Origin of the sequence: Paenibacillus gyeongsangnamensis (assembly GCF_027533625.1) — a bacterium.
Lineage (GTDB): Bacteria > Bacillota > Bacilli > Paenibacillales > NBRC-103111 > Paenibacillus_G > Paenibacillus_G gyeongsangnamensis.
In genome coordinates this window covers 65,767-80,043 of record NZ_JAQAGZ010000026.1, presented here as the reverse complement: position 1 = coordinate 80,043, position 14,277 = coordinate 65,767, and the positions used below count along the sequence as shown (strand labels likewise).

12 protein-coding genes and 6 pseudogenes are annotated in these 14,277 nt (G+C 43.4%); 10 read left to right on the top strand and 8 right to left on the bottom strand.

What is annotated here, in order from left to right:
- Positions 1-31: 31 nt before the first annotated feature.
- Positions 32-664 (bottom strand): annotated as a pseudogene (locus O9H85_RS31080) (GNAT family N-acetyltransferase).
- Positions 665-888: 224 nt separating this feature from the next.
- On the bottom strand, positions 889-1,074 hold the full coding sequence (locus O9H85_RS38015) for an HPF/RaiA family ribosome-associated protein (protein ID WP_409348230.1): 186 nt from the start codon (positions 1,072-1,074) through the stop codon (positions 889-891).
- Between O9H85_RS38015 and mobA the strand changes: the two genes are divergently transcribed.
- Complete coding sequence (gene mobA / locus O9H85_RS31075; protein WP_269885263.1) at positions 1,069-1,473, top strand: molybdenum cofactor guanylyltransferase; 405 nt, start codon at positions 1,069-1,071, stop codon at positions 1,471-1,473. The genes O9H85_RS38015 and mobA overlap by 6 nt on opposite strands.
- Positions 1,474-1,541: 68 nt before the next feature.
- Here mobA and O9H85_RS31070 read toward each other — a convergent pair whose 3' ends face one another.
- Both O9H85_RS31070 and O9H85_RS31065 read right to left on the bottom strand, forming a co-directional pair.
- On the bottom strand, positions 1,542-2,192 hold the full coding sequence (locus tag O9H85_RS31070; RefSeq protein ID WP_269885262.1) for a response regulator transcription factor: 651 nt from the start codon (positions 2,190-2,192) through the stop codon (positions 1,542-1,544).
- Between the two features lie 76 nt (positions 2,193-2,268).
- Entirely contained in the window at positions 2,269-2,727 is a 459-nt protein-coding gene (locus tag O9H85_RS31065) for a GAF domain-containing protein (RefSeq protein ID WP_269885261.1), read from the bottom strand.
- A 288-nt stretch (positions 2,728-3,015) separates the two neighbouring features.
- Between O9H85_RS31065 and O9H85_RS31060 the strand changes: the two genes are divergently transcribed.
- The 5 genes and pseudogenes from O9H85_RS31060 to O9H85_RS31040 form a co-directional block, all read left to right on the top strand.
- On the top strand, positions 3,016-3,777 hold the full coding sequence (locus O9H85_RS31060; protein WP_269885260.1) for a Crp/Fnr family transcriptional regulator: 762 nt from the start codon (positions 3,016-3,018) through the stop codon (positions 3,775-3,777).
- An 86-nt stretch (positions 3,778-3,863) separates the two neighbouring features.
- Positions 3,864-4,295, top strand: coding sequence for a universal stress protein (locus O9H85_RS31055; protein ID WP_269885259.1), 432 nt, complete (start codon positions 3,864-3,866; stop codon positions 4,293-4,295).
- Between the two features lie 70 nt (positions 4,296-4,365).
- Positions 4,366-5,074, top strand: a pseudogene (locus O9H85_RS31050) (IS6 family transposase).
- Positions 5,075-5,140: 66 nt separating this feature from the next.
- A complete protein-coding gene (locus tag O9H85_RS31045; RefSeq protein WP_269885306.1) occupies positions 5,141-5,716 on the top strand; it encodes a flavodoxin domain-containing protein in 576 nt (191 codons plus the stop codon).
- A gap of 27 nt (positions 5,717-5,743) precedes the next feature.
- Positions 5,744-6,109 (top strand): annotated as a pseudogene (locus O9H85_RS31040) (NADPH--cytochrome reductase); the annotation flags it as partial.
- A 91-nt stretch (positions 6,110-6,200) separates the two neighbouring features.
- On the opposite strand, the pseudogene O9H85_RS31035 reads toward O9H85_RS31040, so the two are convergent.
- Positions 6,201-6,362 (bottom strand): annotated as a pseudogene (locus tag O9H85_RS31035) (IS6 family transposase); the annotation flags it as partial.
- Positions 6,363-6,647: 285 nt separating this feature from the next.
- Between O9H85_RS31035 and sigK the strand changes: the two are divergent.
- The gene (sigK, locus tag O9H85_RS31030; RefSeq protein ID WP_409348231.1) at positions 6,648-7,181 is read left to right on the top strand and encodes an RNA polymerase sporulation sigma factor SigK; all 534 of its coding nucleotides are present in this window, start codon (positions 6,648-6,650) and stop codon (positions 7,179-7,181) included.
- Between the two features lie 720 nt (positions 7,182-7,901).
- A pseudogene (locus tag O9H85_RS31025) lies at positions 7,902-8,610 on the top strand (IS6 family transposase).
- 102 nt (positions 8,611-8,712) lie between these two features.
- Here O9H85_RS31025 and O9H85_RS31020 read toward each other — a convergent pair.
- A complete protein-coding gene (locus O9H85_RS31020) occupies positions 8,713-9,465 on the bottom strand; it encodes an esterase family protein (RefSeq protein WP_269885258.1) in 753 nt (250 codons plus the stop codon).
- The gene (locus tag O9H85_RS31015; RefSeq protein ID WP_269885257.1) at positions 9,462-10,649 is read right to left on the bottom strand and encodes an ATP-grasp domain-containing protein; all 1,188 of its coding nucleotides are present in this window, start codon (positions 10,647-10,649) and stop codon (positions 9,462-9,464) included. The genes O9H85_RS31020 and O9H85_RS31015 overlap by 4 nt, the downstream gene beginning before the upstream one ends.
- Positions 10,650-11,118: 469 nt before the next feature.
- Between O9H85_RS31015 and O9H85_RS31010 the strand changes: the two genes are divergently transcribed.
- Both O9H85_RS31010 and O9H85_RS31005 read left to right on the top strand, forming a co-directional pair.
- A complete protein-coding gene (locus tag O9H85_RS31010; protein ID WP_269885256.1) occupies positions 11,119-11,730 on the top strand; it encodes a class I SAM-dependent methyltransferase in 612 nt (203 codons plus the stop codon).
- A 341-nt stretch (positions 11,731-12,071) separates the two neighbouring features.
- Positions 12,072-13,082, top strand: coding sequence for a Gfo/Idh/MocA family protein (locus tag O9H85_RS31005; RefSeq protein ID WP_269885255.1), 1,011 nt, complete (start codon positions 12,072-12,074; stop codon positions 13,080-13,082).
- Positions 13,083-13,101: 19 nt separating this feature from the next.
- Here the strand turns inward: O9H85_RS31005 and O9H85_RS31000 are convergent.
- A pseudogene (locus O9H85_RS31000) lies at positions 13,102-14,134 on the bottom strand (IS630 family transposase); the annotation flags it as partial.
- Positions 14,135-14,277: the final 143 nt, after the last annotated feature.

The following is a 14,277-nucleotide window of genomic DNA, read 5'->3' as shown; positions in this document are numbered from 1 at the left end:
CGTTGTAGTGAAATCGAATGCCTTTCCCCGCTCAATGTATAAACCGATATTGAAATCGGGTCCGGTCAAATTGCTCCACAGAGGAGCTCGGAACGTCATGACCAATACGTGCCATTAGGCAATTGGCCGGGTATGAGCAAATTTCAGGATCGTCCGTAGCGTACCATTCCATGTCTACGCTATTCATCAACCGTTCCATCATCGTACGGTAATTCCAAACCGACAATTTGCTGCTTTGTAAATCCCAATTTCAATAATATTCCGTAGTAAACACGATGACGTTCTCCATTTGTTGTTCGGCAAAGGCGAGTTGAATCATTTTCCGGCCTAATCCGAGTGAGCGATATTCGTTCGCTACTTCAATCGCCCCCAGTTCGATCAGATCGGGCATATTTAACTTCGACCAACGTTCCATTTTATCCGGATAATGAAAGGTAACGTAACCAATGATCGTTTCCCCATTCCTCGCAACAATAATCCTTCCTTCCGGGAGTGAGGCAATTTCCATAAGCGCCGCTTGCTGATCCTTCGGGCTTCGAAATGCATCCAAATCTTTTTGCAGATTCCATTGGGCCAACAAATCAGGTGACACCGGACCTTCGATGATAAGATGGGCATTATTATGGTCAACCGTTTGCCAATGATAAATTTTGAGATGGTCCATGGAGAACAACTCCTTTTTAGAATTCATTCCCAATTTTCTTTATCTTCACTATACATTTGTCTTCCTCCATTCACTGTGAAAAGAATCACAACGAACCCTAGGCATATCTTGTTACATTGTGATTGTCCTCACAACACAAATCTCCGATTCGATTTACAATGAAGCCAATAAGGAGGGGATAAAAGTATTCAGCTTGAAGGAATTTTATATTGAAAAGGGAGGAATTACGAATATGAGACCTTATGCGTATCGTGCTTATGTCCGTTTATGGTCAATTTCACGACCGCTTCTTCAACTGCCATCACCGTTTCCACGCGTCCTACTTTTCGTTCAACATATTGCTTTAGCGCATCCGTAACTTCCATTTTATTTCCATGAAATATAAATAAATCATTACGGACTTCGTGCAAAATCGCGGTCCACTGGACGGCATGTATGCGGGACTCAGTTTAGCCCGCAATCGCGATGTGTGGATTGTCGGAAGCCATATGCCGTTCATATCTGCAAAAGCTGCCGAGCTGCGGGAAAAGAAGATTGAAGGGGGGGACGCCGTACTCCACTCAGTGCAGGCGGGCGTTTATCCGCTTCATGGCGTCTATGACCGATCCTGCGCGAATAATATTTGGCGTCTCCTTGAAAGCGGGGAGCATCCGCTGATGCGGCTGTTGAAAGTCATTGACTGGCTAGTGCTGGAAGAAACGGTATTCCTAAACGAAGGTATCGGACCGGAGTTCGTCAGCTGCTTCGGCACGCCGGAGGAATACGAGCAGCTGCTTAAGCAGCTGTCGTCTTTGACCCGAATCCTTTAACAAAAGGTGACAAAAATTGTAGCGGAGGTACATTTCCGTTTGGGCGCTTCCTTGCTTTTCCTTGTTCCTTATTCAAAGTTTAACAACCGTTTCTTCATTGCATATTTGACGAGATCCGGGCGGCTTTTGAGACCGAGCTTTTCCATGAGATTCGCTTTATGGGATTCCACAGTCTTCACGCTAATCAACAAATGCTCCGCGATTTCCTTATTGGAATAGCCTTTGGCTGTCCAGCTCAAAATTTCTTTCTCGCGGTCTGACAGCGTATCGAAGGTGCTGCCGCTTTCCCCTTTTTTCATCCGGTCCAAATATTCGCTCATCAGCCGCTTTGTAGCTGTCGGGTATAAATAAGCGTTGCCGTTCGCGACCGATTGAATGGCGGAGACGAGCTCGTCATGCGGGGCGCTTTTAAGAATGTAGCCTGCGGCGCCGGCATGGATCGCGCGGAACAAGTATTCATCGTCGTCATGCATCGTAAGAATGAGAACTTGTATTTCCGAAGCGAGTTTTTTCAACTCGGACGTTGCCGTCAAGCCATCTTTTCCGTGCGGCATGCTGAGATCCATCAGCACGACGTCGGGTTTCAACTCCATTGCCTTCGCGATGCCTTCGTCCCCGTCTGCCGCTTCCCCTACTACCACGATGCCATGCTTACCATTCAGCAGCATCGCCATCCCGGAACGAACCACTGAGTGGTCGTCTACAATCAACAATTTCATAGTCTGACCTCCGCTTTTTATTTCTTAGTTTCATCATAACACAACAAAATGAACCTCATCGAGAGATTCATTTTGTTTAGGAAACGGATGGGTTATCGGCAGCTTGCGAAAATACGGAGGAAAGCCTCTTCGCAGATTCATATAGCTTCTCGATCGAAGCGGAATCGTAATCCATCGGCGATCTCGCGCCGAGAAGCAGCACACCTTGGGGGCCGTTTGGCAGCAGCACCGGCACTGCGGCAACGGCTTCTAGCCGTTCCGCCATGAGCAGCGGCGAATCCTCCTTTCGCAGATCAAGGGCGTGGCGGTGGCGGTCGAGCACGATCACTCGCTCCGTCCGCAGCGCCGCGCCAACGATGCCGCGGCCGGGCTTCACGGCAAGCAGTGCATATCGTCCGTTCAAACTTCCGGAGGCGTAAGTCCAGCGCCAAGAGGATTCATCGCGGCGAGGAGCAGCGAAGGCGGTAAAATCGCTATCCGTCTCTTTGCGTATCCGTTCCAGTTCCGCAGCAATCATCAGATTAAGGCCATCCATCGTATTCCCTCCTTCTTCTCTTTGCCGACAGAAGTTTCATCTTTCATTGTAGCTTTTTCGAAGCGTATCCGCATTCGGGGAATTCCATGAAAATCCGGGAGGGAATTCCCCAATGCCGAATGTGTGATTTTTCTCTCTCGCAGCGCATTTCCCTGAGGGATCGGTGTGAGAAACCTCACAATAAATAGGGGAATCCTGCTAGAAAAATCCGGTGTTCTCCTGATGTGAGAAATTGGACCCAAGGAGTATGATGAAGACATCAAATGGACCGAGAGGGGAACGAAAATAATGGCGGCACAAGTGATGGAAATGAAGCAAGGTTGCAAGGCTGGAAGCTGTGGAGAAACGACGGCATGTGGCGTTGCCGCATTTTTTACCGAAGCGCATATGCGGATGCTGGAAGACATTATGTACGGGAAGAAGTCGGTAAAGGGATCTCATGTATTCAGGGAAGGCGACGAAGCGGACAAGCTGTATTTTATCCGATCGGGCAGAGTGAAATTGACGAAGACGACGGAGGAAGGACGTATCCTTAACCTGTCTCTTTTAAGGGAGGGGGATATGATCGGCGAGCTTGGTATGACCGGGGGCGGAATTTACGACTATAGCGCGGAAGTGATCGAGAATGCAGAGTTTGGCGTTATTCAAGAAAAGGATTTGGAAATTCTATTGTACCGATTCGGAGAATTTGCCGTTGCCTTCACAAAGTGGATGGCTCAACAGCACCGTGTAACACAGTTGAAATTCCGTGATTTGCTGCTTTTCGGCAAACCGGGTGCGCTAGCTTCGACATTGATCCGTTTGTGCAATTCGTACGGTGTTGTAACGAAGAAAGGTATCCGGATTTCGGTGAAGCTCACAAACACGGAGTTGGCCGATTTTATCGGGGCCACACGGGAGAGCGTCAATCGAATGCTGAGCGACTTAAAAAAGGACGGAATCGTCGATATGGATGCCGGCCATCTGTTAATTACATCGTTGAACGAACTGAAATCAATCTGTCAATGCCCTTCGTATCCGGCTTGTCCACGCGAAATTTGCCGCATTTGATTTTCATTGTGATATTCCTCACTTCCTGCATGATTGCCCGATTCTATAATGGGGATGAGGTTAATAAAAAAACAGAGGTGATTAACATGCTTTATTCGAAAATCATTGTTGCGTATGACGGTTCCGAACATTCGGAAAAAGCGCTTGAATCGGCGATCAAACTTGCTGAAATGAATCATTCCGCCAAACTGGAAGTGATCTATGTTTATGTGGATCCGTTCCAAAAAATGGTTTTGGGCGGTGAAGGATTACTTTTAATCCCATCGGATTTGCAAAATGAAATGGCTTCCGCAATCGTGGAAAAAGCCAAAAAAGCGGTGGAAGGACTGCCATATGCTAACGTTATTTTTAAAGAAGGCCATCCTGCCAAAATCATTTTAGAATATACCGAAAGCGAGGGCGGTGATCTGATCGTGGTGGGCAGCAGGGGGTTAGGAGCCATTGGCGAGTTCGTGTTAGGCAGTGTCAGCCATAACATCGTGCAGCATACCAAGGTGCCTGTATTGGTTGTTAAATGAGGTTGTGGTGCAAAGCTCTTAAATCCATGATAACATGATTGAAATGAAGTCATGAGATGGGGATATTACATTGGAAACGGAATTAGATTTGTTTAAGTGGAAGCAGTATGAATCAGAGATGATCTTGTTGACAATAAGATGGTATTTAAAATATAGCCTTAGTTATCGTAATCTAGTGGAGATGATGGAAGAACGAGGACTACACATGGCTCATACAACCATCATGCGATGGGCACCAGTTTGGGCCGGAATTAGACAAGCGAATTCGTCCCTTTCTAAAACCGACCAACGATTCCTACCGAACGGATGAAACCTACATCAAAGTCAAAGGACAATGGAAATATCTTTACAGGGCAGTGGATTCAAACGGAAATACGATTGATTTCATGCTTTCTGAAAATCGAGATACTTCCGCGGCCAGACGATTCTTCAAGAAAGCGTTGACCACACCACACAATCAATCGCCGCGTATGATCACCGTCGATAAAAATCCAGCTTACCCTATCGCAGTCCAACAATTGAAAGACGAGAAAGCCTTGAATCAAGAAACATTACTACGACAACAGAAATATCTAAACAACATAATTGAACAAGACCATCGATTCATAAAGAAAGTTATTAAACCAATGATGGGATTTAAGTCTTTTAATACTGCAGAGAAAACAATTGCCGGAATCGAAGTCATGCATATGATAAAGAAAGGGCAGGTCGAATGCATTCATTCGTCTGTCCTTTCTGCAGTACAATTAATCAATAAAATGTTTGGTTTAACAGCATAATCAAACAACAATAAGGCGACTATCTTTGATCCATTTTAATAGTTGCACCAAAACCTCCCTCTTCTGGTGCTGTACGGTTCAAATCTTGGCACAGCGGAAGGCTTGGCTCGTGAACTGGCGCACCTTGCTCAGGAAAGAGGGTTTAACAGCAAGGTTGCCCCTTTAAAAGATTATGTTGGCAAATTGCCAAAAGAGGGCGCAGTCCTTATTCTCACCTCTTCTTACAACGGCAAGCCGCCTGCAAACGCCAAAGCATTCGTCCAATGGATTGAAACAGCAAAACCAGAAGAAATTGAAGGTGTGCATTATGCCATTCTCGGCTATGGCGATCATAACTGGGCAGAGACTTACCAGCATATTCCACGTTTCATCGACCAGCAGCTTTCAGCAAAAGGTGCACTCCGTCTAACTCCCTTGGGTGAACGGGATGCGAGCGGCAATTTCGAGCATCAGGAAAAACAATGGATCGAGCAACTATGGCTGGACCTCTTGAAAGGGTTAGGGATAGATCGGCGAACGGGTTTGAAGCACATGTCTATTGGTAATCAACAGAAGGAACAATTGCAGAGACAAGGGAACCAACAAGTACAGGAACATGTGCAGGAACATGTGCAGGAACATTTGAAGATTGACATCTTCTAGCAAGACGAGGATTTACCTTATAACCCTCCGACCCTGGTGGAACGAGCCCTGCAGAGATATGGATTGCGTAGACATGATCGCATCGTCATTCACGCTCCTGTAAATAGCGTGCCCCACTTGCCACAGGACCAGTTGCTTTCTGCTTTTGATTTGCTAAGCTATCATGTCAATCTGCAAGCTATAGTAACTCCAGAACAGTTACGTGAGTTGGCCTCTGTAACTATTTGTCCGCCGCATCAGGTTGAACTGCAGACACTATCACAGGAAAACAATTACATTTCCGAAGTTGTCTGGAAGCAGATGACGATACTCGATTTGCTGGAAAAATACGAAGCCTGCCAATTGCCATTCGAGCGTTTCATCCAAATACTACCTGAACTACCTCGGGTGTAGGTGTTCAGGTTCTGGTGGCAACATATAAAAAGATCAAAAGGACTACAATGTATCAGGCTTACTTATGCTGCAAAACCAAATAATTTATTAATCAGTCCGACCGTTGGAAGGACAGACGAATGATGGTATTCGTCTGTCCTTTTCTAATCCTATGCATGCACTCGACCTTCAATGTCTTATCAGCAGTCAGAAACGATTTAAAACCATGCATAGGATTTGTAATTTTCTTTATGAATCGGTGATCTTGCTCCATAGACTGAACTTGAAAATGGGATGTGGCAAATATGCGTTTGGTTCATCAGTTTAGTTCTGAAAAAGACAAGCGAATTCGACCTTTTTGAAATCGACAAATGAAATCGTTTATTGAAGCGAAATCGAGAATGTCAGGCTCTTGCTATCCTGGAAAGAGGGTAATCAATTAGTTGAACTGTGGATAAGAAGAATGGAATCAAAAGCTGTTTTACATACTTCATTGTTAGTACATTAAGTATAGTGTCACTACATCGCAGGGCGGCTTTCTATAACTAAATACTAACCACTGGTTACATCGGTTCGTGTTCATATCGTCAAAAAATTCGACAATACAGGGGAAGATCTTGAGGATCTTATCTCTATAGGAACGATTGGATTAATCAAAGCAATTGAATCGTTTTCGCCTGATAAAGGGACAAAATTAGCAACGTTCGCGGCGCGATGTATTGAGAACGAGATTCTGATGCATCTGAGGTCGCTTAAAAAAACGCGCAAAGACGTCTCGCTTCATGACCCTATCGGTACGGACAAGGAGGGAAATGAGATTACATTAATCGATATCCTTGGTACGGAAGCCGACGATGTCGTAGAAAAAGTGCAGTTGAAAATTGAAAAGAGCAAAATATACAAAAATCTGGATATTCTTGACGAGCGTGAGAAGGAAGTGGTCGTCGGCCGTTTCGGATTAGAGCATGGCGGGGAAGAGCGAACACAAAGGGAAATTGCGAAGGAGTTAGGTATCTCGCGGTCCTACGTATCACGGATCGAGAAACGGGCGCTCATGAAGCTGTATCATGAGTTTTATAAGGCGAAGCGGTAAATCATTTCAAGTTAATGAGGCAGCTTGCCGGTGTAGGCAAGCTGCTTCACTATAAACGAAGGCAGGTATATAAAATGGACAAGCTTATAAAATTGGTAGAGGATAAAATAAATTCCCTAAGATCCTCAGTAGAGTATAACAAAAAATATTTTGATTTCCCTTTTACGAACAATTGTGATCATTACTATAAATTGATGCTGTTGCACAACAGGCTGGAGGTCTGGGAACAATTCGAGAGAATTTTATTATCTTTTAGAAATTCTCGGTGCAAAGAAATAAGTAAGAAAAGTTCCCACTTTGAAAAGGTCATGAAAATGGAAAACGATGGTGTGTCAGGTTTTATCACCAAAAAGACACAGACACGAATGTTAGAATACATAAAGCAATTAGAATGGAAGGTTGATGAGTTAGAAGGGATGAGGTCAAGCGACGAAAGGACTTATTAAAAATCGTGGGAAGATTGAAGATTTAATTTCCATTGGGAAGAACGGATTAAAACAAGCGGTTGTGGTGCAAAGCTTTAATTCATGATAACATAACTGAAATTAATGGGATGGAGCAACTTACTTTGGAAACGCAATTGGATTTATTTAAATGGAAGCACTATGAATCAACGATTATTTTACAAACCGTAAGATGGTATTTGAAAGGTTGTGGTGCAAGAACTTCAACCATGCTAATATTGGGTCTAAACGAACACATGGGATGGAGTAAATTAGGTTGAAAACATCATTGAATCTGTTTAAATGGAAACATTACGAAGCGGAAATCATCTTATTAACGGTTAGATGGTATTTGAAATATAGCTTAAGCTACCGAGATGTAGCAGAAATGATGAGTGAACGAGGATTAAAGGCTTTCTCATACGACGATCATGAGGTGGGTCCATGAGTTCGGGCCAGAAATAGACAAGCGAATTCGCCCCTTTTTGAAGCCGACCAACGATTCTTATCGTGTTGACGAAACTTACATAAAAGTCAAAGGACAATGGAAATATCTTTACAGAGCAGTAGATTCGATGGGGAATACCATTGATTTCATGTTATCTGCTCATCGTGATGTTCACGCGGCGAAACGATTTTTTAGTAAGGCAATGTCGTCCCCTCACAATCAGTCACCGCGCGTAATTACAGTGGATAAAAACCCAGCATATCCTCCAGCAATTGAACAATTAATGGATGAAAAAGTCCTTTCGAAAGAAACCTTGATGAGACAAACCAAGTATCTGAATAACATTGTAGAGCAGGATCACCGATTTATAAAGAAAATTACAAATCCAATGCATGGGTTCAAATCGTTTCTGACCGCTGAACGGACGTTAAAGGGAATCGAGGCCATGAATATGATCAGGAAAGGGCAGGCCGAAGATAATTCGTCTGTCCTTTCAGCAGTTGAACTGATTAATAGATTATTTGGATTAGTAGCATAAGTAAACCTAATAACTTTTAGTACTTTTTGATCTTTTTAAATGTTTGCACCATAACCGTTATTATTTTGTAGATGAGGCAGTCAGGAAAGGACGTCGTACTTTTTAACTTAAGCAACGATCCATGTAGTAAAGGATTTGCTTCCTCCACCAGTACCAGTCATGATTGACATCGTACCCCCAAAATTCCACGCTTGCCGGGACGTGTTTCTCCTGCAGCACTTCCAAGAGCTTCTGCGTCTCCGATCGCATTAAATCTTCATAAGCGCCTTGGCCTGTGCAAATGATGATTTTGCTGTTCCTGTATTGATTCAGATAGGAAGCGTCCTCCAAGTTTTTCAAATAGTGAAGCGGGGAATGGTAATAAGCTGAAGGAGGGACCTCTTCTCCAAAAAATCGATTGGTCGAATACAAACCGCTTAAAGCAATTAAACTGTCAAAATATTGCGGGTGCCGGAAGAACATATTGGAACTGTGATAAGCCCCCAGCGAACATCCCGTCGCCAAGATCTTCTGAGTGCGTCCCCCGTTGCTCTCCTTGCTTTGCTGCAGAATGGAAGGAATGAGTTCGTCTTTCACATAGGCATCATATTGGTCATGGCGTTTCATTTTCTCATCGGTCGTCGAGTTCTTGGCATAAAAAGTCTCTTCGTCAATGCTGTCGCATGTCCAGACTTGAATTTGCCCTTGTTCAATATAACTTTCCAACGCGCCGATCATGCCGGAATCTTCATACTGATAAAACCGTCCGCAGGAGGTCGGAAAAACAAGAACGGGCTTCCCTTGATGTCCATAGGTTTTGTATTCCATGTCCCGATGCAAGTTGTCGCTATATACTTTGTGATAGGTTACTTTCATGAAAACACCTCGACTCTGTTTTCCACTGCATGAATATAAGCTGCAATTCGTTTCACTTCATCAAAGTCCTTTGAGCGAAATTGATACGCATAATTTCCCCTTGACTGGCTTTGCACATCCGTAATGCTGTCGTGATAGACAATTTCATGCCGATATCGCTGCATGATCTCTTCGTGCCCATGAGCGTAGTGGAGGTGGTTTTTGTGGCTGGCAAATCCGGTATAATACTTCCCGACAAAAGGTCCTTCCACCTGATTATTAACAAGCATATTCGCCCATAGCTTGTAGATATCGATATCGTAAGTGTAATTGATCGCATCCGTCATCCACGTACCGGGCGGCCTCATATTGACTTCTAGCGCAATAATTTTTCCATCCGCATTGGATTTGAAAAACTCGAGATGAAAAAAGCGTTCTTTGATCCCATAGGTTCGGATGATCCTTCTTCCGGCCTCCTCGATTTCCCTACTTACTTCTTTTAAACAATAATAGCTGAAATGATTTCCAGAATTTACGGCTTCCATGATGCTATGCGGAAATTCGTGGCTTGCTGCAAATACGATTTCTCCATCCCTGTTGACAAGACCGTCGTAGGTTTGCAGGACGCCGTCTATAAACTCTTGCATGATAAATTCTACTTCCGACGGTTTAGTATGCAAGAAATGCTCCAGCTCCGACTCGCTCGCGATTTTGTAAGTCATGTTCGCTCCCGCGCCTTTATTCGGTTTCACGACGACGGGATAGCCGATTTTCTCAATAAATTTCTTTGCCTTCGCCCGATCGAATTTCGTTATGGAACGTATGGACTCGACACCGCTTTTTTTGAAAAACTTTTCCATCTTCGATTTTTGTTTCAAATTGGAAATGAAATCGAGCTTCGTCCCGAAAATGTTGAAATCCGTTCGAATGTGCGCATCAAGCTCCAGCCAATGCTCGTTAAGCGATTCAAAACGATCAATCTTTCCATATTTATGGGTATAGTAACCGACCGCGCGCAGAACCTCGTCGTAATTTTCCAGACGATCTACTTTGATATAGTCCGTAAGGGAATGTTTCAGCTTTTCGTTCAGTGAGTAATAATCCACATCGCTGATGCCAAGCACATTCACTCCGCAGTTTTTCAAGTGAAAGCAAAATTCCGTGCAGTACTTTGGAAAATTCGGCGAGAAAAAAATAATGTTCATATTTTTGCCCCCCTGACTCCTATTATCTAAAATCTTATCCTGACATTTCCATGATTTCAAGAAAATCAATTGTAAAGATCAGCATGATGAGCTACTACGTTCAGGTTACCAAACCTTTATATTTGAATAACAGAGGATTAATAATTTATCAATAAAATGGATGATGAGCCTCATCATATTTTTCAGAAAAGTGCACATATAGATCTCATAAAACAGCTTGCGTCCTTCAGTCAATTCATCTGTCGTCGGTTGTCCGTCCATAACCCGAAATAATGAAGGTCACCGATCAATGCGATTCGCAGCATGTTTCACTCTCCCTTAGACCATGAAAATAAAGTTGTTGACTGGCTGCTGGCGTTAAACTAACGGGCAGATTAGTTGAAATGTGATATGCAGAATCGTATCCTAAATAAGGACAAGTTTTTTTAGTGTTGAGGCTTGTTTATTAAGGCTGATTGGAGAGATAATAATGGGAAATACTGATAAGTTTGAAATGATAGCTAATATATATGACACTCCTGAAAGAATCCAAACGGCAAAGGTATCATCCGATGTCATCCGTAATTATTTAGTTGACGCTAAAAGTAAGAATGCTATTGATTTTGGGTGTGGAACTGGTCTTGTCGGAATGAACTTGTTAAACGAGTTTGATTCTATGCTTTTTCTGGATACGTCACAAAACATGATTAATCAAATAAAGCAAAAAATAACTGATTTTAATATTCAGAATGTAGATACATTATGCTTTGATTTTGAAAAGGAAAGTCTATCCGATTTACATGCTGACTATATTTTTATGGCTCAGGTTCTACTCCATATTCATGATGTTGAATTAGTTTTATCAAGATTATTTGATGTTCTTAATGATGGAGGACATCTACTGATCGTAGATTTTAATAAAAATGAAAAAATAGTTTCAGATATTGTTCATAACGGATTTAATCCAGGAGAGCTAACCGACATTATGACTAAAATAGGGTATAGGGATATTCAATTCAAAACTTTTTATACTGGAAGTAAAATATTCATGGGATACGATGCGTCTATGTTTATTCTTGATTCAAAAAAGGGCCACCGGTAAAGGATGACCTTAATACTTGCAGTTACAAACAGCTCGGAGAACCGTACCACAAGTAAATTCGTTATACATTCACCGATTCGGACACGTGCGCTGTTCAACGACACAAACTTGTGTGTATTGAGATCCCCAAGCCTTGACGCACAATCCTAGGGCTCGATTGACACAAAACTCCCTTTTGATTAATGGTTAACAAATATTCGATAAAAAAAGTTCATTTTCGCCAAAGGAATCCAGAAGTTGTGTGGAGAAGCCATAATAACGTGACATAATCACGAAAAATGATACAGGAGCTAAGTATTTGTATTTTCCAATTTAAAATTTATAACGAGGTGGCGAGAAATATGGTTCATTTGGCATTACTTGGCGCATGGCATGTTCATGCCAAAAATTTTGTAAAGGAAGCATTAAAGACCGGAATAGCGGAGTTAAAAGTGGTCTGGGATGATGATGAAGAAAGAGGCAAAGCTTTTGCCGAACAGTTCGGGGTCGCTTATGAAGGCGACTTGGATAGCGTACTTAGCAGAAAAGATATAGATGCGGTAATGGTGGAGTGTGCCACCGCAATGCACAAGGAAGTCATCATAAAGGCCGCCAACGCCAAAAAGCATATTTTCACCGATAAAGCGCTAGCTCTAACGGTACAAGACTGTCTCGCGATCAAAAAGGCCATCCTCGACAATGGTGTGAAATTTGCTGTATCACTGGAATCCAAGATCATTGGCCCATACCGCTACGCCAAAACGCTGGTGGATGAAGGCAAGCTCGGCCGCGTGACGTCAGCCTATTTCAGACGCGCTCATCAAGCGGCATTGGATAAAACCATGCTTCCAACATACTGGTTTGATCCTGCTCAAACCGGCGGGGGAGTGACATTGGATTTGGGCTGCCACGGATTATATCTTCTGCCGCATTTTTGCGGAATGCCCAAAAAGGTTACCTGCCTGATGAATGAACTGTATGGCACCGGAAGCGATGAAAATTCGACCACCATAATTGAATTTGACAGCGGAGCCATTGGTACTTCCCACACCTCATTTGTCTCTTACCGCATCGATAATTTGCTGGAGATCATCGGCACAGAGGGAATTTTGGTCATTTCCGGCACGAATAAGTCCAACTTCCGGGTATTGCTGCAATCCAAACATGTGCCTGGCCACGAAAACTTGATGCCGGTTCCGAGCGAGAACGTTCCGGAAGACGACGAACTTCCAAGCGCCCAGTTTGTAAGGCTGGTGTCGTCCGATACGGAGCTAAGCTTACCCTACTTTGACATTGATGTGGCAATTGGGATTACCCGTCTGATCGAATGCGCATATGAATCCGCAAAAGAACAAAGGCATGTGATGTATTAAGCTGTACTATATAAACGGCAATACATAACCTGTCTACGGTCTTCAACGGTGTCTTGTTGATGTTTGCAATAAAATCTTGAACAGCCTTGCGAATGTCGTCTACAGAGTGATAGAAGACATTGTAAATCACCGCTTTTTTAAGCCAGCCCCATAGTCCTTCAATGACATTCAGTTGTGGACTGTATGGAGGCAAAAACATGAGTTGTAGTTGTTCAGCATGTTCCTGCAAAAATGGCTGAATGAATTTGGCATGATGAATGCGGGCGTTGTCTAAGACCATCACAATTTTCTCACCCGAATAACGAGCAATAACTTTTTCAAGAAAAGCCAGAAACACCACAGCATCGTATTGTTCTTCTTCCATGCAGAATACTTCGCCGCTTTCGTAATCCAGCGTACCGATCAACTTAACGCCGCGGTGCTTGCCGAATGTAGGAACAATTTTTTGTTGTCCTTTCGGAAACCAGGTATGGGCGAGGGCTTGATAGTCACGAATCATCGATTCATCTTGAAACAGGATTCGATCAATTTCGCACCGAATCAATTTTTTTTACTACGTCAAAGTCCTTTTTAAACTGCTCTTGCTTCTGAGGATCCGCAAGAGCTAGTGTATAGGTCGGTTTGGTAAAGCTGAAGCCAAGAAGGTGTAGCAGTTTGCGAGTTCCTCGTTCAGAGTAGGTGACGCTAAATTCACGCAGGATCCACTGTCGCAGCAAAGGAGCGTTCCAGTTCATCTCTGAGGGAAACCCGACATCCGCAGGCCGCTTTTCTATTAGAAGCTTTCGCACTTGGCCCTCTTGCTCTTTCGTGAGAAAGGAAGGACGACCCGGGGATTCGCCAAGCACTAAGCCATCCAAACCATAAGCTCGGTAGGCTTTCACATAACTGCCTATAGTGACGTTGGACCGACCAACAATGAGAGCGATTTGATCGTACTTCATCCCATGCAAGTGCAACAAGATGGTTTGATATCTTTCGAACATCCGTTTATTTTTTGTTGATTTCATCGCGGATTTTACGGCTTGGATTTCCGGATTTTGGTCGTCTTGCAGGATGGGAGTATTCATCGTACCGCCTCCTAAAGGCTACTTAATGTTCTTCCTTTAAGAGTTATACATATTTTTCCAAAACCCTTTAGTACCGTCTATATAGTTTAACCCACGAATTTTTCCTTCTAAGCAACGATTTTGATTTG